At 62.3% G+C, this 19,483-nt stretch carries 20 protein-coding genes; 4 read left to right on the top strand and 16 right to left on the bottom strand.

From position 1 onward, the window contains the following. Positions 1-113 precede the first annotated feature (113 nt). A complete protein-coding gene (locus tag MU551_RS07900; RefSeq protein ID WP_247042257.1) occupies positions 114-950 on the top strand; it encodes an SGNH/GDSL hydrolase family protein in 837 nt (278 codons plus the stop codon). A 70-nt stretch (positions 951-1,020) separates the two neighbouring features. On the opposite strand, the gene MU551_RS07905 is transcribed toward MU551_RS07900, so the two are convergent. The 7 genes from MU551_RS07905 to MU551_RS07935 form a co-directional block, all read right to left on the bottom strand. Next, positions 1,021-1,464: an SRPBCC family protein gene (locus MU551_RS07905; RefSeq protein WP_247042260.1), complete on the bottom strand. Its 444-nt coding sequence runs from the start codon at positions 1,462-1,464 to the stop codon at positions 1,021-1,023. A 38-nt stretch (positions 1,465-1,502) separates the two neighbouring features. Further along, positions 1,503-2,117 carry a GNAT family N-acetyltransferase gene (locus MU551_RS07910; RefSeq protein ID WP_247042262.1) on the bottom strand — a complete coding sequence of 205 codons (615 nt, stop codon included), beginning with the start codon at positions 2,115-2,117 and terminating at the stop codon, positions 1,503-1,505. Between the two features lie 32 nt (positions 2,118-2,149). Continuing rightward, positions 2,150-3,034 (bottom strand): 3-hydroxyacyl-CoA dehydrogenase family protein, encoded by an 885-nt coding sequence (locus tag MU551_RS07915; RefSeq protein WP_247042263.1) that lies wholly within the window; start codon positions 3,032-3,034, stop codon positions 2,150-2,152. Beyond that, positions 3,031-3,822, bottom strand: coding sequence for an enoyl-CoA hydratase/isomerase family protein (locus MU551_RS07920; RefSeq protein WP_247042265.1), 792 nt, complete (start codon positions 3,820-3,822; stop codon positions 3,031-3,033). Before MU551_RS07920 ends, MU551_RS07915 begins: the two co-directional genes overlap by 4 nt. After that, positions 3,822-5,051, bottom strand: a complete 1,230-nt coding sequence (locus MU551_RS07925) for a thiolase family protein (protein ID WP_247042267.1) — start codon at positions 5,049-5,051, stop codon at positions 3,822-3,824. The genes MU551_RS07920 and MU551_RS07925 overlap by 1 nt, the downstream gene beginning before the upstream one ends. A 153-nt stretch (positions 5,052-5,204) precedes the next feature. Next, positions 5,205-5,861: a pentapeptide repeat-containing protein gene (locus tag MU551_RS07930; protein ID WP_247042391.1), complete on the bottom strand. Its 657-nt coding sequence runs from the start codon at positions 5,859-5,861 to the stop codon at positions 5,205-5,207. Positions 5,862-5,878: 17 nt separating this feature from the next. Beyond that, positions 5,879-6,337, bottom strand: coding sequence for an SRPBCC family protein (locus MU551_RS07935; protein ID WP_247042269.1), 459 nt, complete (start codon positions 6,335-6,337; stop codon positions 5,879-5,881). A gap of 137 nt (positions 6,338-6,474) precedes the next feature. Between MU551_RS07935 and MU551_RS07940 the strand changes: the two genes are divergently transcribed. Further along, positions 6,475-6,651: a CsbD family protein gene (locus MU551_RS07940; protein ID WP_247042271.1), complete on the top strand. Its 177-nt coding sequence runs from the start codon at positions 6,475-6,477 to the stop codon at positions 6,649-6,651. A 133-nt stretch (positions 6,652-6,784) separates the two neighbouring features. On the opposite strand, the gene MU551_RS07945 is transcribed toward MU551_RS07940, so the two are convergent. The 5 genes from MU551_RS07945 to MU551_RS07965 form a co-directional block, all read right to left on the bottom strand. After that, positions 6,785-8,245 (bottom strand): amino acid permease, encoded by a 1,461-nt coding sequence (locus MU551_RS07945; RefSeq protein WP_247042273.1) that lies wholly within the window; start codon positions 8,243-8,245, stop codon positions 6,785-6,787. Positions 8,246-8,384: 139 nt separating this feature from the next. Continuing rightward, complete coding sequence (locus MU551_RS07950; RefSeq protein ID WP_247042275.1) at positions 8,385-10,076, bottom strand: ABC-F family ATP-binding cassette domain-containing protein; 1,692 nt, start codon at positions 10,074-10,076, stop codon at positions 8,385-8,387. A gap of 292 nt (positions 10,077-10,368) precedes the next feature. Continuing rightward, positions 10,369-11,244, bottom strand: a complete 876-nt coding sequence (locus MU551_RS07955) for a metal ABC transporter permease (RefSeq protein WP_247042277.1) — start codon at positions 11,242-11,244, stop codon at positions 10,369-10,371. 2 nt (positions 11,245-11,246) lie between these two features. Then, positions 11,247-11,999 carry a metal ABC transporter ATP-binding protein gene (locus MU551_RS07960; protein ID WP_247042279.1) on the bottom strand — a complete coding sequence of 251 codons (753 nt, stop codon included), beginning with the start codon at positions 11,997-11,999 and terminating at the stop codon, positions 11,247-11,249. Beyond that, positions 11,996-12,949, bottom strand: coding sequence for a metal ABC transporter substrate-binding protein (locus tag MU551_RS07965; RefSeq protein ID WP_247042281.1), 954 nt, complete (start codon positions 12,947-12,949; stop codon positions 11,996-11,998). The genes MU551_RS07960 and MU551_RS07965 overlap by 4 nt, the downstream gene beginning before the upstream one ends. Before the next feature lie 52 nt (positions 12,950-13,001). Between MU551_RS07965 and MU551_RS07970 the strand changes: the two genes are divergently transcribed. After that, a complete protein-coding gene (locus tag MU551_RS07970; protein ID WP_247042283.1) occupies positions 13,002-13,751 on the top strand; it encodes a CPBP family intramembrane glutamic endopeptidase in 750 nt (249 codons plus the stop codon). On the opposite strand, the gene MU551_RS07975 is transcribed toward MU551_RS07970, so the two are convergent. The 4 genes from MU551_RS07975 to MU551_RS07990 all read right to left on the bottom strand — a co-directional run bounded on the left by MU551_RS07975 (position 13,720) and on the right by MU551_RS07990 (position 18,759). Next, on the bottom strand, positions 13,720-15,552 hold the full coding sequence (locus MU551_RS07975; RefSeq protein WP_247042284.1) for a hypothetical protein: 1,833 nt from the start codon (positions 15,550-15,552) through the stop codon (positions 13,720-13,722). The genes MU551_RS07970 and MU551_RS07975 overlap by 32 nt on opposite strands. A 63-nt stretch (positions 15,553-15,615) precedes the next feature. Next, positions 15,616-16,533, bottom strand: coding sequence for a carbohydrate ABC transporter permease (locus MU551_RS07980; RefSeq protein WP_247042285.1), 918 nt, complete (start codon positions 16,531-16,533; stop codon positions 15,616-15,618). Between the two features lie 3 nt (positions 16,534-16,536). After that, a complete protein-coding gene (locus tag MU551_RS07985; RefSeq protein ID WP_247042287.1) occupies positions 16,537-17,481 on the bottom strand; it encodes a carbohydrate ABC transporter permease in 945 nt (314 codons plus the stop codon). Between the two features lie 3 nt (positions 17,482-17,484). Further along, positions 17,485-18,759, bottom strand: coding sequence for an ABC transporter substrate-binding protein (locus tag MU551_RS07990; RefSeq protein ID WP_247042289.1), 1,275 nt, complete (start codon positions 18,757-18,759; stop codon positions 17,485-17,487). A gap of 266 nt (positions 18,760-19,025) precedes the next feature. On the opposite strand from MU551_RS07990, the gene MU551_RS07995 reads away from it, so the two are divergent. After that, a complete protein-coding gene (locus MU551_RS07995; RefSeq protein ID WP_247042290.1) occupies positions 19,026-19,466 on the top strand; it encodes a VOC family protein in 441 nt (146 codons plus the stop codon). The last annotated feature ends 17 nt before the right edge of the window (positions 19,467-19,483 follow it).

Below are 19,483 nucleotides of genomic sequence, written 5' to 3' on the forward strand. Positions count from 1 at the left end.
CGTGTCACTACGACCGCGCTTTCCGGCGCAGTGTCGTCATGCTTGCGCCGGATTCCACGGGGTCCAGGTCGGATTTTCAGGCCCGGCCATCCACTCACAAAAGGGGACATGACATGGCACTTCTGAAAGTTCGACGTCGGCGGCCCATTTTCGCGGCCGGCCTGGCTACCGTAGTACTCGCCTTTGCGGGCTTGGCCACCGCTCCAGCCCAAGCTGCAATGCCGCCGGCGCCGCCGCTGGCCTATGTTGCCTTGGGCGATTCTTATGCCGCTGGACAAGGGGCCGAGCCGTATCTGGACTCCTGCCTCCGCAGCGCGAGCAGTTATCCCGCCCTCGCGGACGTCTCCAAGTGGGTGAAGCTCGTCGAAAACGCGGCCTGCAGCGGAGCCACTGCCGACGACGTTGTGGCAACGCAGCTGAAACGGCTCTCTCCCGCCACGGATGTGGTCACGCTGACAGTGGGCGGGCACAACCTCGACGTAAATGGCTTGGTGCTTGCATGCTCAACGAGTGAACTTGCCTGTGCCACCGCTCTTGCCCAGCGTGAAGCACTCCTCGCGCAGGCGATCCTTGACCCTGCGTCCAGCCCACTCGTGGCAGATCTCACCGCCACCATCAACGCCATCCAGGCAGCAGCGCCTAACGCCACCATCTATGTGACCGGCTATCCGCTGCTTTTTGACGAAGGCTTTCAGGACCCAGCCTTGGCCTTTGTGGTCAACTCGCTCACCGTGACGCTCAACACAGTTATCAAGAACGTGGCCGAGGCCAACGGAGCCACCTACGTTGACGTGACTGTAGCTTTTGCGGACAACGGCATCGGTTCAACTGACCCCTGGTTCAGCTTTGATCCCTTGAATCCCTTTGATCCGGAGAACCTGCATCCCACCGCAGAAGGGTACGCCGCGTACTACACGGCCCTCGCCAACGCCGGAGCGTTCACACCGTAGCGCCACCGATCATCGGGGCAGCAGGTGGGAACAACTGTTGCCTCGATGGTCACCCCATCTCCACGAATGGTCAGTCGGCCGTCAAGTGCTGATTCCGGGACTCTATGAGCCTTTTCAGATAGCGGGCAAGGAATAGTTTTTCGGCAAGCCGGCCGAGAAGTCCCAAGGGTGCAGTGAACTCTATTCGGTCGATCATGAGCGTACCGGTCGCATCGTTGGCGAATTCATGGACGTGGCGGAAACTGCGGAAGGGTCCGCTGACCTGTTCGTCCACAAAGTAGTCAGGTGCATCCATCGCCGTAATCCGGCTGGTCATCCGGAGCGGCACCCCGAAGTGCCACGCACGCCAGGTCACCTCTTGTCCCAATGAAATAAGGCCCGAGGTGACTCCTGCCACCGCTTCTTCCCGAGAACCGGACATCGAGAGCTTGTGGGCATCGATGCTACGGGAGAGATCGAATAATTCTGATTTCGGCATTCCCGTTCGCGTTCTGCATTCGAAATAGACCGTCATCGTCAGAGTATGGCATCTCCCGCTGGCAGCGACGTTCGTTATTGAACGCGCTCCTTGGCCAGCCGGTACTCAAGGCCGTTCCGAACCATCGGCCATTCGTGGTCAAGGATCGAAAACACCACGGTGTCCCGGAGCGCTCCATCCTTACTCCGGGTGTGGCTGCGGAGAACGCCGTCCTGTTTGGCTCCCAACCGGGCGATAGCCTCGCGGGACTGGTGGTTCATCCAGTGCGTACAGAACTCGACGGCGACGCAGCCCAGCGTTTCGAAGGCGTGCCGGAGGAGCAGCATCTTCGAGTCGGGGTTGGTGCCGGAGCCTTGGGCGGATGCCGCATTCCAGGTGGAGCCGATCTCCAGCCTGGGTGTTTCGTGATCGATGTTCATGTAGGTGGTCATCCCGATCACCCTCCCGGGACCGCCTGTGGCAGGGTCCAGCAGCCTGGTGGTAAATGGCACCATGGAACCCTGCTCCTGCAGAGTGAGGCGCCGGCGGATTTCGGCCGCCATGTCCTCAGGAGATGGGACCGAGGTGTACCAGAGCTTCCACAGCTCACCATCCCGGGCGGCAGCCTGGAGTCCCTCATGGTGTTCGTGGCTCAGGGGCTCCAACACGACGTACTGGCCGGTCAGGGTAACGGGTTCGATGCGGGTCACCGCTCCATCCTAGGCACAGCACGCCCAGCCGCTCAGTCGGTCCAGTCGAAGAATCCCTTACCGCTCTTGCGCCCCAGCTCACCCCGGGCCACCTTGTCGCGCAGGATCCGGGGAGGGGCGAAGCGCTCACCAAGAGTCGACTGGAGATACTCAGCGATGCCGAGGCGGACGTCGAGCCCCACGATGTCCGTGGTCCGGAGGGGTCCGGTTGGATGTTTGTAGCCGAGCACCATGGCGGCATCGATGTCCTCGGGGGAGGCCACCCCTTCTTCCACCATGCGCATCGCCTCCAGCGCTATGGCAACGCCCAGGCGCGAGGATGCAAAGCCCGGAGCATCCTGGACGACTACGGCCGTCTTACCCAGCGCCTCCGTCCATTCCTTCGCTGCGGTGGCCAGCTCGGGAGACGTCTCCCGTCCGAGAACCACTTCGATCAGGCTCGAGGCAGGCACGGGGTTGAAGAAATGCAGTCCCACAAAGTCCGCGGGGCGCTGCAGCTGCGCGGCGAGCTCCGAAACTGAAAGCGACGACGTGTTGGACGCCAGATACGCACCCTTGGGCAACTGCTGCTCAACGCGTTTCAGGGCACCGGCCTTCAGCTCGAAGTCCTCAGGCACAGCCTCCACCACCAGGTTGCAGTCCGCGAAATCGGCATAATCCACCGAAACGGCCAGGCGTGATGCCATTTCGTCCAGATTGCCATCAATGGAGCCCCGCTCAAGAGATTTCGCCGCTGCGGATTCAACCCGTTCACGGGCGGCCATGGCCGACGGTTCATCACGCTCGACGACGGTGACCTGGGCGCCGTTGATCAGGAAGGCGTGGGCAATTCCGGCGCCCATGCGGCCGCCACCAAGTACGCCCACTTTTCGTGGTAGCGTCTGCCGCTGGCCAGTGGGAAGGGAGGAATCGCTCATGCCTTTTTCTTCTTCCGATTGGCGGATTTGTTGTCCAGGAAGGCCTGCATCCGGTCGAACTTGGCCTCTGACTCGAACAGAACCGCTTGCGCCAGCTGGTCGATGATGGGGTGGGCGTCAGGCGGCGCGTGGAAAACCGATTTGGTGATGCGGACCGCCAGGGGGTCCTGCTGCCCAATCCTGTCAGCGAGATTGTGTGCCGCCGCCATCAGCTCGGGGGCGTCGTGGATTTCGGTAATGAGATTCGCAGCCAGCGCCTCCTCGGCCCGAAACACCAGCCCGGCGAGCAGGATCTGCTTCGCCAGCGGTTCACCCACCAACTCCTTCAGCCGCCAGCTGGCACCTGCGGCAGCAAGAATCCCCAATCCGGTTTCCGGGTTGCCGATCCGGACGCTGGGCGTGCCGATCCGGAAGTCTGCTGCGTAGGCCAGCTCCGCCCCTCCCCCGAGGCAATAACCATCCAATGCGGCAATAACCGGCATGGGCAGCTTGGCGATCCGGACAAATATCGTGGAGTTGATCCCCAGCAGCGCATCGTCCCTTCTGCGCTCCCGGAGTTCCGAAATGTCCGCTCCGGAGGCGAACACCCCTTCTACGCCGGCGATAATGAGGATCTTGGGCCGCCGCTCCAGCGCGGCGCAAACCACATGGAGCTCGTCCACCATCTGCTGGTCAATGGCGTTGCGGACCTCGGGACGGTTGAGCAGCACCACCACCCTGTCATCCCGTTCCTCGACAAGAAGGGTCCCGAAAGCCTCGGAACTGAGCAGGTTCGGATCCCGCCCCATTACACTCGCTCCAGCAGCATGGCGGCTCCCTGGCCAACGCCGACGCACATGGTTGCCAGTCCCATCCGGGCATCTTCGCGTTCCATCCGGCCCAGCAAAGTAATCGTGATGCGGGATCCGCTGGATCCGAGCGGATGTCCCAAAGCGATCGCGCCACCGTCGTTATTGACGATATCCGGGTCAAGCCCCAGACGCCGGATACAGGCCAGCGATTGGGTTGCGAACGCTTCGTTAAGCTCGACGGCGCCAAGGTCACCGATGCTGTAGCCGCTCCGGTCCAGCACCTTCTGTGTGGCCGGAACAGGGCCGATACCCATAATCTCAGGGTCGCAGCCCGCGGAGCCGCCGTCGACGATCCGGGCACGGGGAGTCAGGCCCAGCCGCTCTATCGCTGCCTCCGACGCCACGATGATGGCCGATGCTCCGTCGTTCAGGGAGGACGAATTGCCAGCCGTGACAATCGATCCCCCGGTGGTAACGGGCCGGAGCCCGGCAAGGACCTCCAGGGTGGTGTCCGCCCGGGGACCCTCGTCGGTGTCAACCACCGTTTCCCCCTTCCGGCCCTTTACGGTGACGGGAACGATTTCGTCCTTGAACCTGCCGGCGGCGATGGCCGCGATGGATCTCTCATGGGAGCGAACGGCAAAGGAGTCGGCATCTTCCCGGGAAATTCCGTCCAGCCGGCCGACTTCCTCGGCTGTCTCCGGCATGGAGAACGTCATCTTTCCGTCCCGGGAGAACTCCCCTTTGGTGAAGTTCGGGTTGGCGAAGCGCCAGCCGATGGAGGTGTCGAAGATGGCTCCGGGCTTCGCGAACGCGGCCTGCGGCTTTTCCTGCACCCACGGAGCGCGGGTCATTGACTCCACCCCGCCAGCAACCACGACGTCGGCCGCCCCTGCCTTGATCATGTGGCTTGCCATCAGGATTGCACTCAAGCCCGAGGCGCACAGCCGGTTCACCGTAATGCCAGGGATGTGCACCGGAAGTCCGGCCAAGAGAGTGGCCATGCGCGCCACGTTGCGGTTTTCCTCGCCTGCACCGTTCGCGTTTCCGAGGATCACTTCCTCGATGGAATCCGGGTCCAGCCCCGAACGCGATACTGCCTCCCGGACCACCAGTGCGGCCAGATCGTCAGGGCGGACAGCAGCCAAGGCGCCGCCGTAACGCCCGACCGGGGTTCGGACACCGCCCACCAGAAATGCCTGGGGTCCTGCTCCTGCTTGGGCCATGGGTCCATCCTTCACACGATTAACAGCACTGTCATCAGAACGGCAAACAGCTCCACGGGCAACGCGCAGGCCCGGCGACCAGCAATATTTACCGACCGTTCGTTCTATAAAGATTACACGGCGGAATCAAGGGGTCAACCAACAGGGCCTCAGTTACAGGACGCGAACCCCCAGATGGGCAGCCAGCAACGGGGCGAGGAGGCTGAGCTGGTAATCATCAATGACTACGCCCGCCAGGCTTTCGAGTCCATTGATGGTGCGAAAGTCCGTGGTGCGCAGGTCAAAGTCCTTCAGCTTGGCGCCGCTGAAGTCCAGGGTGCCGATGGTGCAGTTCCTCAGAGCCACGCGGTTGGCTGTCACAGAGCCAAGATCCAGCTCATTGATGATGCAGTCGCTGATCTGGACATCGTTGAGTTTGGAACCGCGCAGGTTCAGGTAGTCGAGTTTGCCGCCGTCGATCCTCACCGACTGCCAGCCACTCTCGTAAACCTCGGCGGACCCCCATCGCGGGCTGGAGATCTCGACGTCGCGCCACGTGGTCCGCGCCGCGGCAAACACCGGCGCATAGACCTCGCTTAGAACGCAGTCCTTGAAGGAAGCGCCCCGCAACTGGGCCTCATTGAAGGAGACACCGGCGAACTCGCACTCGGCAAAATCAGTTCCGTTGAGTTCGAGGCCGTCGGCTGCCGCGCGGCTGTACCGGGCGCCGTCGTACCTCTCACCCCGACGGAAGTCTGGAGCAGGATCCTCCCGAAGTTCCGTCAGGCGAACGGGAGACAGCCTGGGACTGGCAACTTTGGCCGGCTTCACAGCGGAACCGGCAGCCACTAGAGCGACTCTGCTTTTGCAGCGATTTCAGCGAGGTCCTTCGCCAGCGCCCTGCGCGTGAAGCTCATTCCGATCTTTCCAAAGAGGGCCATCATGACCTTGCTGAATCCACTCGGCTGGAGCATCTCGGCGCCGAACGTGAGCGTCAGGTCCGTCCCGCCGTCGCGCTCTGCAAGCGTAAAACGCGAGGTGTAGTCAGCTCCGCCCTGCAGGGCTTTGACGGTAGTGCTGCGGGGAGGGTCGGCCTGCGCCACCCACATTTCCACCGTTTCGGAGCGGCCCATCATGGTGCGCGTCTCCTTCCACCGGGTTCCCTGGCCGTACGGTCCATCCGTGAGGAGCTGGACGGAGTCGACACCCGAAAGGGTGGCCGCAGAGCCCGGAATGTCAGAAATGACCGACCAGACCTTATCCGGGCTGGCATTGATGTGCTTGGTGATGGTGGTGGTGTGCTCCATACTCCGAGCCTAGCCGGGGGCTGCGACAAACAGGAGGCCGGCCAACTACCCAAATCCCTACTTGAAATAGTAAGTATGCTTTGTGTTACGGTAATTGTGCTTAGTTTTTCAACCGGCAACGAAAGGTGGCTAACACCATGGGTATCGGCGACAAGATTCAGAACGAAGCGGAAAACCTCGGCGGCAAGGCCAAGGAAGCAGCCGGCAACGCCACGGGTAATGACCGCCTTCGTGCAGAAGGCCAGAAGGACCAGGTTGTTGCTGATGCCAAGAAGGTTGGCGAAAACGTGAAGGACGAGTTCAAGAGGGACTAAGAAAAGAACAGCAGCCAGGGCCATTAAGCCCCAGCTGCTGAACTGGTTTTGAGACGCCGGCGGCGGACCCTTTCCATTGGGGGAGGTCCGCCGCCGGTTTTCTTCTGCCCTGGATATCTGCCCTGAATACGGGCTAACTGAACAGTGCGTTCTTGGGCTCGTTGTTCTTGACCTTCTGCCAGCCAAGCCATAGCAGCAGCGCGAAGAACGGGATGGTGGCCAGCGTCCACAGGCCAAGGTGGAACACTTCACCGGTCTTGCTGGTCATGGTGTCGAAGCCGATGAGCACGGTGATCGCCAGCAGCGAAATCAGTCCGGCCCAGCTGCTCCACGGCGAACCCGGCATTGGCAGGCTGGAAACCTTGCCTTTCTTCGTCCGCAAGGCGATCTGGCTGGCAAAGATGGCTCCCCAGGTGAAGATCACGCCGATGGACGCGGAGTTCAGGGCAAGGTCAAAGGCGTGCGAGCCGCCCAGCCAGATGTTCAGCAGGATGCCGACGAGGTAAACGGCACCGATGGCCAGGATGGCGGCGTACGGTACGTGGCTCTTGGACATCCGCGTCAGCCACTTCGGAGCATGGCCGTTGTTCGCCATGGTGCGGAAGATACGGCCGATCGAGTACAGGCCCGAGTTGCAGGAAGACAACGCGGCGGTGATGACGATCATGTTCATGACATCGCCCATCCAGCCCAGGCCCATCTGGCCGAACACGGTGACGAACGGCGATGTGCCGGCAACGTACTGATCCGAGGGCAGCAGCATGGCCAAAAGGGTCACGGAACCGACGTAGAACACCACGATCCGGAAGACGACGGCGCGGATCGCCTTTGGTACTTCCTTGGCCGGGTCCTGCATTTCACCGGCGGTGATGCCCACGAGCTCAATGCCGTTGTAGGCGAAGATCACTGCGTTCAGGACCAGGATCATGACGAGGGCACCCTTGGGGAACATTCCGCCCTCGGCTGCGAAGAGGTTGCTGACCGAGGCGTTGCCGTCACCCACCTCGGCGTTGGTGACCACCATGAACGTGCCCACAGCCAGGAAGATGACGATGGCGCCCACCTTGAGGCAGGAGGCCCAGAATTCGAATTCGCCGAACGCCTTGACGCTCAGGAGGTTGACACCTACGAGCAGCAGCAGGGCTGCAATCGCCGAAAGTTCCACGGGTACGTTGGGGAAGAAGAACTGGAAGTACAGTCCGATCGCAATGAGTTCGGCGATGCCGGTCATGGCCCAGTTGATGAAGTACATCCATCCGGACAGGTATGCGCCCTTCTTGCCGAACATTTCGCCGGCATAGCTGACGAAGGAACCCGATGTTTGGCGGTACATGACCAGTTCGCCCAGGGCGCGCATCAGCAGGTAGGCGATGACGCCGGCAATGGCGTACGAGAAAATCAGGGCGGGGCCCGTGGAGGCAAGGCGCCCGCCGGCACCCATGAAGAGGCCGACGCCGATGGCGCCGCCCATCGCGATCATGGTGACCTGACGGCCGCTCAGGGACTTCTTGTAGCCCTCGGCGCTGAGAGTGGAGTCGACGACGGCGGGTTGCGTCGTCGCGCTCTGAAGTTCTGTGGGGGTGGTTTGTGGCACAGCTGATCCTTGTGGGTAGGGGTTTGGCTGCGCGCCTCAGCCCCAGTTTCAGCACAGAATATTCGGACTTTACCTCTTTTGAAGGCAGTATCTGTGCATGAACTCACACGGGGCCGAATGGTGGCACGGCTCGTCCATCCTACAAGACTCCCCGCTGGAGCCGTGACCCGGGCAACAGTGAGCCGTTCTCCATCGAGTATTTGACCCAGCGTCCGGCGTCGTCCGTCCTTGCCTTATCACTCTTCCGTGCACAACTGGCGAACCACTCCCGCAGTGCGCGATCATGGCTCACCATTACCAGCGTTCCGGCAAAACCGGCAAGAGCCTCCTCGAGTTGCTCCACCAGCACCGGGGCCAGGTGGTTGGTGGGCTCGTCAACGATCAGTGTGCCGTAGCCGCCCAGCAGCAGCCTGGCCAGGGCAAGCCGGCGCTGCTGCCCGGCGGACAGGCCACCCACCGGAACGTGGAACTCGCTGGTGCGGAACAGTCCCAGCCGGAGCAGTGCCTCGGCGTGCTCATCGATGTTTCCACCCAGCCCGGCGGCGAACGCGGGAAGGAGACGGAGACCGGGCCGCCTGGGGAGCTCGAGTTCCTGCTGCAGGTAGCCGATCCGCGCTGGCCGGGTCACGGTCCCTTCAGCGGGTTCCAACGTGCCTGCCAGGACTGAAAGAAGCGTCGATTTACCCGCGCCGTTGGGCCCGGTGATGAGGATTTTCTCCCCGGCCTCGGCATGGAAGTCCGTGGGATCGAGGCGGCCGGGAATGGCCACGCCCCGGGCATCCAGAACCTTCACCGAGGCATCCGGGCCAGCCGGTTCCACGCCGAGCTCTGCGGCCAGCCGCAAAGGCACGGGAGGCCTGTCAACGGGGCTGTCCTCCAGCCGGCGCAGCCGTTCCTGGGCGTTGCGGACCTTGCTGCTGGCCGCCTTCTGCCAGGTCCCGGCCTTGAAATCGAAACCCATCTTGTCGCCGTCGCGCTGGCGGGCGTAGCCCATCTTGCCGGCGACGGTGGCGGCCTGGCGCTGTTCGGCCTCCATGGCATCGAGCCAGGCCTGGTACTGCTGGACCCAGCGCTGGCGTTCCGCTGCCTTCTCCCGAAGGTAGCCCTCGTAGCCGTTGCCGTAGCGGGTTACGGAGCGCCGCTCGGCATCGACCTCGATCACGGTGGTGGCCACTTTCCTCAGCAGCACACGGTCGTGGGAGACCACCACCACGCTGCCCCGGTGGGCGGCGAGCCTGTCTTCCAGCCAGGCGGTTCCCCGGGCATCCAGGTGGTTGGTGGGCTCGTCCAGGAGCAGGATGTCCGCGGGATCGGCCAGGACACAGGCCAGGGCCACACGCTCCTGTTCGCCGCCGGAGAGCGAGCCGAGCATCCTGTTCCGGTCCAGGCCGCCCAGGCCCAGCCGGTCCAGCGCCGCCTCCACCCTCGATTCCGCGGCGTAGCCCTCGCGCAGCTGGTACTCGGTCTGTAGCCTTCCGTAGGCCTCCAGTTCTTCGGCTTCGGCGTCTGCCAGGCCCGCTTCCAACCTGTCCAGCTCTGCTTCGATAGCGCGCAAGGATGCCAGGGAGGCGTCAATGGCGGCTCCCACGGTGAACGACTCCGGCAGGCCGTGTGTCTGGGCAAGGTAGCCCACCCTGCCGTGGCTCACCGCTGTTCCTTCATTCGGCGTCTCGAGGCCGGCCATAATCCGGAGGAGGGTTGATTTGCCCGCCCCGTTTTCGCCGACGACGGCCACGTGCTCGCCCGCAGTAATGACCAGGCTGACGGCGTCCAGAAGTTGGCGATCGCCATAGCCATGGGAAACGCCGGAAAGAGAGAGATGTTCGGTCATGGGAAGTCCTTGCACGTCAGGAGGGTGGCCCCGGAGCACGGCGGATTCCTGGAAATCTGACAATCCCGGAAAGCGTGACGGAGGCCTTGGCAAACGGAGTGAGGCGCGGCCGGGGCGGCACCTTCAACTAGGACTTCATCGGTCCAGACTGCCAAGTGCCAGCCACAACGTCAAGGCGGGTGGCGCCGTCGTCGTCGTCCGCCGTTTCGACGGTTCCCAGCCGGTTCGACGTCGGCGAACGTCTAGTGCGCAGGGAACCGTCGAAATGGCGGCCAAGGCCTGCTAGCGCCTGCTAGACGGAAAGGGCCGCCACTTTCTTCCGGCGGGCCTTGGCCAGGCGGGTCCCGATCAGCCCCTGCCGCGGGCTGAAGAGATAGACGACGGCGAACACGGCACCCTGTGTGAGCACCACCATGCCGCCGGAGGCAGTATCCAGGTAGTAGCTGAGGTAGATGCCGGCGATGGAGCAGGCAGCCGAGACCACCGGGGCGATCAGCAGCATCCGCGAGAACCTGTCCGTCAGCAGGTAGGCCGTGGCCCCGGGGATGATCAGCATGGCCACCACCAGCACCACGCCGACGGTTTGCAGCGCCACCACGGACGTCAAAGCCAGCAGGCCCAGAAGCAGTGCACCCAGCCGCCGCGGCGAAAGCCCGATGGCATGGGCGTGAACCGGATCGAAGGCGTACAGGGTGAGGTCCCGCCTTTTCAGGATGAGGATGGCGAACGCCACCACCCCCAGCACCAGAACCTGGATCAGGTCCGGGACGCTGACGCCCAGGAGGTTTCCGAAAATGATGTGGTTCAGGTCTGTCTGGCTGGGGGTGACGGAGATGAGCACGAGGCCCAGCGCGAACAGCGACGTGAACACAATCCCGATCGCGGCGTCCTCCTTTACCCGGCTGGTGTTACGGACCACCCCGATCAGGGTCACGGCAATGAGCGCGAACACCAGGGCGCCGAGGGCGAAGGGGGCACCCACCATATAGGCGAGGACCACTCCCGGCAGGACGGCATGGGAAACCGCGTCACCCATGAGGGACCAGCCGATCAGCACCAGCCAGCAGCTGAGGACGGCACAAACCACAGCAGCGAGCGCGGTGGTGAGGATAGCGCGGACCATGAAGTCGTAGCTGAGGGGCTCCAGCAGGAAGTCGAGGAAGTCCATGCTCAGCCCCTTCCACGGTTGAGGACATCCAGGCCGAAGGCCATGGCCAGGTTTTCCGGCTGCAGCACCACGTCCGGCGGACCGTGCATCAGGACCTTGCGCATGAGCAGCACCGCCTCATCACACAGCTGTGGGAGGGCGTGGAGGTCATGGGTGGAGATCAGGATGGTGCAGCCGTCCGAGGCCAACTCCCGCAACAGGCGGGTGATGGTGGCCTCGGAACGCTTGTCCACCCCGGCAAAGGGTTCGTCCAGGAGCATCATGGTGGCACCCTGCGCTATGCCGCGTGCCACGAAGGCCCGCTTTTTCTGGCCCCCGGAGAGCTGCCCGATCTGGCGGTCGGCGAACTCTGTCAGCTCCACGCGGTCCAGGGCATGCTCGACGGCGGCACGGTCCGCTTTGCTGGCACGGCGGGTGAACCCCTGGTGTCCGTAGCGGCCCATCATGACGACGTCGCGGACCGATAACGGGAACTGCCAGTCCACGTCCTCACTTTGCGGCACATAGCCGATGCCGCCTTGCCTGCGCGCCTTGGAAGGCGACTCGCCCTGGATAAGGACCTTTCCGGCGTCGGGCTTGATCATCCCCATGATCACTTTGAAGAGGGTGGATTTTCCCGAACCGTTCATCCCTACCAGTCCGCAGATGCGCGCCGGGTCCAGGGTGAGGGACGCGGCATCGAGTGCCAGGACCTCACCGTAGTGCACCGTTACTCTGTCCACGGAGATTGCAGGGGTGCCGGTCCGCTGGTTCATGACGGAGAGCCTGTCAGTGCTTCCGTAATGGTCTTGGCGTCGTGCCGGATCAGGTCAAGGTAGGTGGGCACAGGGCCATCCGCTTCAGATAGGGAGTCAACGTAGAGAACTCCGCCGAACTTAGCATCAGTTGCACTGACAACCTGCTGCATGGGAGCGTCCGAAACTGTTGATTCGCAAAATACTGCCGGTACCTTGTTGGCTTTGACGTACTCAATGGCCCGTGCGATTTGCTGCGGCGTGGCCTGTTGCTCGGCGTTGACGGCCCAGATGTAGACCTCGCGGAGCCCTGCGTCGCGGGCCAGGTAGGAGAAGGCGCCTTCACAGGTCACCAGGGCCCGCTGCTTTTCCGGGACAGCTGCCAGCTTCTGGACCATCTGGTCCTGCACGGACTGGAGCTCGGCCTTGTACGCCTTGCCGTTCGCTTCAAAGACGGCGGCGTTGTCCGGGTCGAGCTTAGCGAAAGCCTTCACCATGTTGTCGACATAGATCTGCACATTCACGGGGGACATCCAGGCGTGAGGGTTCGGCTTTCCTTCGTAGGCGTCTTCTCCGATGGGCATCGCTTTCACCCCGTCACTGACGACGGCGTGGGGAACGTCCAGTCCCTCCACGAACTGGGCGAACCACACTTCGAGGTTCAGTCCGTTGTCGAGGATGAGATCTGCCTGGGCGGCTTTGCGGATGTCTCCCGGGGTTGGTTCGTAGCCGTGAATTTCGGCGCCTGCCTTCGTAATGGACTCGACGCGGAGTTTGTCCCCGGCGACGTTGCGTGCGATGTCGGCAAGAACCGTGAAGGTGGTGAGCACTACGGGACGGTTGTCATCTCCTCCGCTCGCGCCGGGAGAGGCTCCGCCACAGGCGGCAAGGGAAAGGGTGAGTGCCGCTACAACAACGGCAACGGAGGTTCGGCGGACTACTTTGGCGCACCGAAACAAAAAGTTAGGCATACCGAATATTGTAGGAGACGGCTGAGGATGCCCGCAACGCTAGGCTTAACACATGGGTACAATCCAGCGGATTTCACCAGCACCACCCGAACTTCAGCGCGTCTCACCCCTGGACCTCACGGCGCTGGGCCTTTACATAGCGGCGTTCGCCCTCGCCGGCGAACTTCTGTTGCCGTTGCTTGAGCAAGTCTCTCCCAGCCCGGCCGTGGCCACCTACTTTGTAAACCTGATCTCCAGTGTCTGCGTAGGAACTGTGGCTTTTCTCGCTGCACGGCGGATAGTGGCGCGGGACCTCAGGATCCTGGGTACCCGCCCGTGGTTCACCCTGCTCATGGTGCCCGTCTGCATGCTCGGCATGGTGATCGTAACGACTATCCTCGTGACGCTGGCAGGAACTGTTGAGCCCTCCGCCAATCAGGCATCGGTCCAGGAATTTATCCGACAGGTGCCAGCCTGGCTCGTCGTGCCCCTGCTGGTGGTGGTGGCGCCATTTGTAGAGGAGTACTTTTTCCGGCACCTCCTGATCGGCAAGCTCAGCCGACGGATCAACATCTGGGTGTGCTGCGGGCTCTCCGTGGTTCTTTTCGCGACGCTCCACGTGCTGGGCAAGCAGGACCTCACCCTGGCGGTGCTGTTGCCATACATTGCCATGGGAGCCTCACTGGTCTTTGTGTACGTATGGACCGGCAAGAACCTGATGTTTTCCTACTTGGTGCATGCGGCGAAGAACCTGTTGGCGGTGGTGTTCCTTTACGCCATACCGCCGGAGCTCATGGAGCAGTTGCAGCAGCTCCAGCCGTAGCGTCTGTCCCCCGGAGCGTCAGGCGTCTGGTCCCCCGGGTCCGGCCGGTGATGTAGACCTTTATGCCCTCCGTGGCATTGGTTCCGCGGAGGTAGGTGTAGTTCTCGCCAGGGTTGTAGACGGGAGGAGTATCCGGATCCGCCGCCGAGCCCGGGCCGAATTCGATGGTGTCCGAACCCACGGAGTAGCGGCCCATTGAACCGACCAGCTGGTACACACCTTCCGAAACTTCTTCCACGCCCTTGAGCACCCCTCCGGGCCTGAAAGTCAGCTCCAGGGCGAACGAAGTGTCCGCGCCGTCGAAGGTGATGTCGACGTCGGCCTGATGGCCCTTGGCTGCAACGGTCACCTCGGTGCCGAGCCGGTGCTGGACGGTTGGCCTGCCCGCAAAGTCCATGGCCGCACTGAAGCGCCCCTCATGCGATTGTTCATAGATTCCGTCAGCCCGGCGCCGTTCAGCGGGCAGCGGCAGGTAAAAGGAGGCTTCCACCAGCTCGCGAAGCCGGATGTGCTCGCCCTCGGCCAGTGTTTCCATGCTGCGGAAGGGTCCGAGGCTGAAGAAGTTGCGCGCGAGGCGCACATCGCTCAGGACACTGTTTCCGTGCCTGTACCGTAGGAAGGTGGGGTTATTCGACAACCCTGAGGCAACGCCCGACGGCGAGTGGTCGCCGCCGCCGAAGACCGTCACGGCTGTTTCCCCTTGACGGAAGCGGTATGTTCGGCAGCTCTCGAGCGTTGCCCGTTCCGGCCGCAGCTCAGCCGGCATCCGCAGTTGCTGCTGCTCCTCCTGCTGCACTTCTTCCTGTCCGTGCGGAAGTACTCCGGCGAGTCCCGGCAGGATCCTGGTCTGGGCCAGTAATTTTGCCGGTTCAAGCAGAGGGAAACCGCCCAACCAGGAGGCCGCGGCCGCGAAGTCGCTGCGCCCGTCCTGGAGGGCCATTCGCCGGTACGGCAGCAGGAACCCGGCCCCGCCGAAGTCCAGCCACTGATCCTGCCGGCGCGAAAAAACCGATTCCACCGTTCCATCCGGGTTGAACCAGGGCAGGAACGCCTCGAGGTTTTTTCGCAGGTGGTCCAGCAGTTCGGGGCGGCCAGATGCGTCGGCAATGATCAGCAGGGAAGGATTCGTAACGGCTGAGGCATACAGGGGGCTTCGCTCTGAATACATGCCGTCAGGCAACTGGTCGATGCCTTCAGCCAGCCACTCGTCGATGCGCAGGTCAATTTCAGGTCGGGGGTCCAGCCGGTGGATCTGGGCGAGTGCTGCGCATAATTCCCACCGGTGGTTTGGTGTGTGGACACCACCTTCGACAAGGGCCGGAGTGATTTTGGCGATGATTCTCCACAGCCGCGCTTCGATCTCCTGCAGCACCGCCGCGGAGCCTCCGCCCGGGACGGGGCCCGGGAGCCGGCCCTGGGCCTGGCCATGGACCTGGAGCAGCTGCACTGCCAGGCAGGCGTCGTTGATGGTGAAGGCCGAGTCCGGAGGTGAACTCAGGTTGTCTCCGCCGAACAACCCGTCGGGGCCTTGCAGCTGCTCGAGCCTTTCGAGGCAGCCAATCATGGGATCGGCCAGCTCGGGGCTGCCATGAAACCCCGATTCCGGGGAGGTGAAAACAGTTACCAGCCCGAGCAGATGGCCCATTGCTGACCTGTGCGGCATTGCGGCCCTGGCCGCCGTCCCCTCCCGGGACGCAAGCATCGGCAGAATGGCCGCTATCTCGCGGTCGGCGTCGGCCGTTATCTTTGCCAGGAATGCCTGATCAGTCTGGGTGGTCTGTAGGATCTGTGCGCTCCGCACTGCTGCCTTTCGTGCTCCTCCTCAGTGCTGCAGGGAGGTATCTAGCTGGTTTCTACAGGGTGGTCAGTCCTTCAGGCCGGCGCTGACGTCGGCATTGAGGACGTATTTCTGGAAGACGAAGAACACGAGCACCAGGGGCAGGATGGAGATCACCGAGGCGCCCAGGAGAACAGGCCAGTCGATATTCTCCGCGCCCACGATGCTCCGCAGCGCCACTTGGAGGGTGTACCACTTGGGGTCGTTCAACACGATCAACGGCCAGATGTAGTCATTCCAGCGCCATTGGAAGGAGAAGATGGCCAACGTGAACAGGATGGGCCGGGACAGCGGGAGCATGATCCTGAAGAAGATGGTCAGCTCGCTGGCGCCGTCGATCCGGGCTGAATGCAGCAGGTCGTCCGGGACCGTCAGGAAGAACTGGCGGAACATGAACACACCTGTAGCGGTCAGCACAGACGGCACAATGATGCCGGACAAGGAGTTGTACAGCCCCAGATCCCGGATCACTGTGAACGTCGGGTTCAGGATCACCTCGGTGGGCAACATGGTGGTGGCGAGGATACAGACGAAGAAGAGGCGCGTACCCGCATTGTTGTACTTGGCGAGCGCGTAGCCTGTGCAAGCACTGAAGAAGACCGTCAGCACCGTGGTCACCAGCGCCACCGTTGCAGTGTTCAGGAAGTATTGAGCAAAGTCCACGCGCTCCCACGCGTCGATGAACCCCTGGAACGTCCATTCCCTGGGGATCATGGACAGCGGATACGTGAACAGTTCGCTTCCCGGCTTGAACGAACTCAGGATGAACCACAGCAGCGGCAGGGCGTAGATGGCCACGATCAGCCACATAAGGCCGGTCAGCGGCGCGGACAGCTTGGGCCGGCCATGCCGCATGTTCTGCTTGTCCGCATTGCGGGCTGCTTCCTCGGCCCCGATGACGACGACCTCGTCCGAGACTGGAGGCAGGTTGGCAGCTGTTGTCATGGTTCAGCCCTTCTTCCGGTTGAAGCGAAGCTGGATGAGCGCGATGGCCAGCAGGACCACCATCAACACCATGGAAGCGGCACTTGCGTAGCCCACCTTGGACTGCTCAAAACCGGTCTTATAGATGTACTGGACGATCAGGACGTTCTCAGTTCCCGGACCGCCGTTGGTCAGCGCCTGGATCATGGCGAATTCCTTCATCGCATGGATGGTGGAGAGAAGGATGACCATGAACGACGTCGGCGCGATGCCAGGCAGCGTCACGTGCCGGAACCGTTGCCAGGCATTGGCCCCGTCCAGTTCCGCAGCCTCGAGCAGGGCCTCGGGAATGTTCTTCAGCGCAGCTATGAACAGAAGCATATTGAAAGCCGTGCCGCCCCAGGCCGCCGCAAAAATCACCACGGTAAGAGCCAGATTGCCGTTGCTGGACCACGGCAACGGGTTTCCACCAAGCGTGGAGATGACGAAGTTGACGAAGCCGAAGTCCTGGCCGAACATCCACTTCCAGATGACACCCACCACGATGGGCGAGATCAGCCACGGAAGAAAGATGATGATCTTGGCCGCCGTCCGACCCCTGACCGCCCTGCTGACAAGGAGGGCGGCAACGCCGAGGGACGAGACGTAGACCAGGGGCACCGACAGCACGGTGTAAAGGAACGTACGGCTCAGTGCTGCATAGAAGGTGCTGTCAGCAAAGAGCGTCTCGAAATTTCTCAAGCCGATAAAGTTCAGCCTGCCGATGCCCCGGTAATCCGTGAATGAGTAGATGAGCCCGAGCGCCCCGGGCCAGACGAAGAACACGAGGAAGAGCACCACATTGACGCCGATGAGGATCAGCGGGGCAATGACGTAACGGTTGTGGCGCTTTTGCTGGGACTTGCTCCGCACGGCCGGCGTGCGGAGCGTCTCAGACGTTACGGTGGAGCCCGTGGTTGGGGTAGCCACGGCTTAGCCGCCGTTGTAAAGCTTCACGATGTTATCCACCGTGGTTTTTGCGTCCTGGCTGCCGCCGAGCATCTTGACAGTTTCTTCGCGCAGCGGGTCCCCGGAGAATGGTGTCGTTGCGAAGGCTTCGGAAACCACACGCTTGATGGGGTTCTCGCCCTTGCCCTCATTCTCTGCGATCTGCTGCTGGTACAGCTCAAAGGCAGCCTGCTGGAACGGGTACTCCACCTTCAGGTCCTTGGGCGGCAGATAGCCGCCCTGCTTGGCAAACTCGGTGTAGTTGGCGTCGTCGTAGAACCAGTCAATGAACTTCTTGGCTTCCTCGTCCTGCCCGGTGTCCTTGAACGCGACCATAAAGCCGCCGCCCAGGTTTGTGGCGTTCAGCGGCTGCTTGGGCAGCGGCACGGACATCCACTCAAAGTCCTTGATGTTCTTGTTGAAGTCCGCCACCTGCCAGCTGCCCGAGTAATACGCCGCCACCTGGCCGCTCTTGAACATCGCGTTTCCGTCCTCGCCGCTGAGCCAGACGGACTTCGGCATGGTCTTGTCGTCGTTGATCTTCTGGAAGTATTCGAGCGTCTCAACGGCTTTATCATCCGACGTGTACTTGTCGCCTTCCTTGGGGAATGCCGTGCTGCCGAACTGGTACATCATGGCGCGCAGGCGGTGGCCGGAGCGGTCCATGACCACACCGTACTTCGCGCCGGCTTTCTCGCGGACCTCGGTGACCGCTGCAACAAATTCATCCCAGGTCCAGGAGTTCGCAATCTCTGTGGGGAATGTGACGCCGGCCTTGTCGAAGAGGCTCTTGTTGACGAACAGGCCCACGGCGGTGAGGTCGGACGGGATGGCCGGGATGGTTCCGTCCGGTGCTTCCTGCAGGAAGTTCTCATCGATCTTCCGGTTCTTGGCAATGTCCGTCAGGTCCTGCAGCTGGGGGGCCCACAGCGGATCCAGGCCGGTAACGCGGGCCAGGGCAGGAAGGTCGTTGGCGGTGGCCGCATTCTTCAGCTTGGTGGTGATGTCAGCCGTGGGAACGTCCACTACCTCGATGGTGATGCCGGTGGCTTCCTTATACTTCTTGGCTGCTGCGGCGAAGGCACCACCTTGGTTGGTGTCGCCCGAAAGGACCAATTGAAGCGGCTTCGACGGGTCGGCCGTACCTCCGCCGCCACCGCCTCCGCAGGCGCTGAGAGCCAAGGTGGCGGCCGACAAGCCAAAGACCGCCTTTCCAAGCTGGCGACGGCTGAGCTGGGTAAAGATTGTCTTCTCTGACACTGGACTTTCCTGTCTGTTCCGTGGTTGGTACCGCAGATCCGGGACCAAGCTGGGGCGGCTAAGAACAAGTGGGTGCATCCCCAAAGTTCCTCGTTGGAAAAGCCTTTCCCACGCCTCCACTGTGACCCATGTCATGACAATCTGTCAAGCTTTTGATTTGACGTGATTTGCGCTCCCTCAACAGCCTGAACAAGCTCTCGGGGATCAGGTCCCAAGCTGTCCGCAAGGACCTTCCGACGCCGGCCCGATTGCCGTATTTTCGTTCCATGGCACTGAACATCCAGATAGCAGTCGACTGCAAAAATCCCCATGAGCTCGCCGACTGGTGGGCCGAAACCCTCGACTGGGCGGTGGAACCGCAGGACGAATCCTTCATCCGCTCCATGATCGAGCAGGGATTCGCGACAGAGGCCGAGACGCGCATTCACCAGGGAAGGCTTGTCTGGCGCGAGGGCGCCGCCATCCGGCCACCGGAAGAGATCGATGCCAAGCAGCCAACACGCCGCATCCTGTTCCAGTCTGTTCCGGACGAGAAAACCGTGAAAAACCGGATTCATTGGGATGTCAGGATTGAAAGCGCAGACAAGGACGAGGTGCGGAAAGCACTGGAAGCCCGGGGCGCAACGTTCCTCTGGTCAGCCAGCCAAGGGCCGCATTCCTGGCACACCATGGCCGATCCCGAGGGCAACGAGTTCTGCATCAGCTAGCACGATTACTAGACTCG

The organism is Arthrobacter rhizosphaerae (assembly GCF_023062595.1).
GTDB classification, from domain to species: Bacteria; Actinomycetota; Actinomycetes; order Actinomycetales; family Micrococcaceae; genus Arthrobacter; species Arthrobacter rhizosphaerae.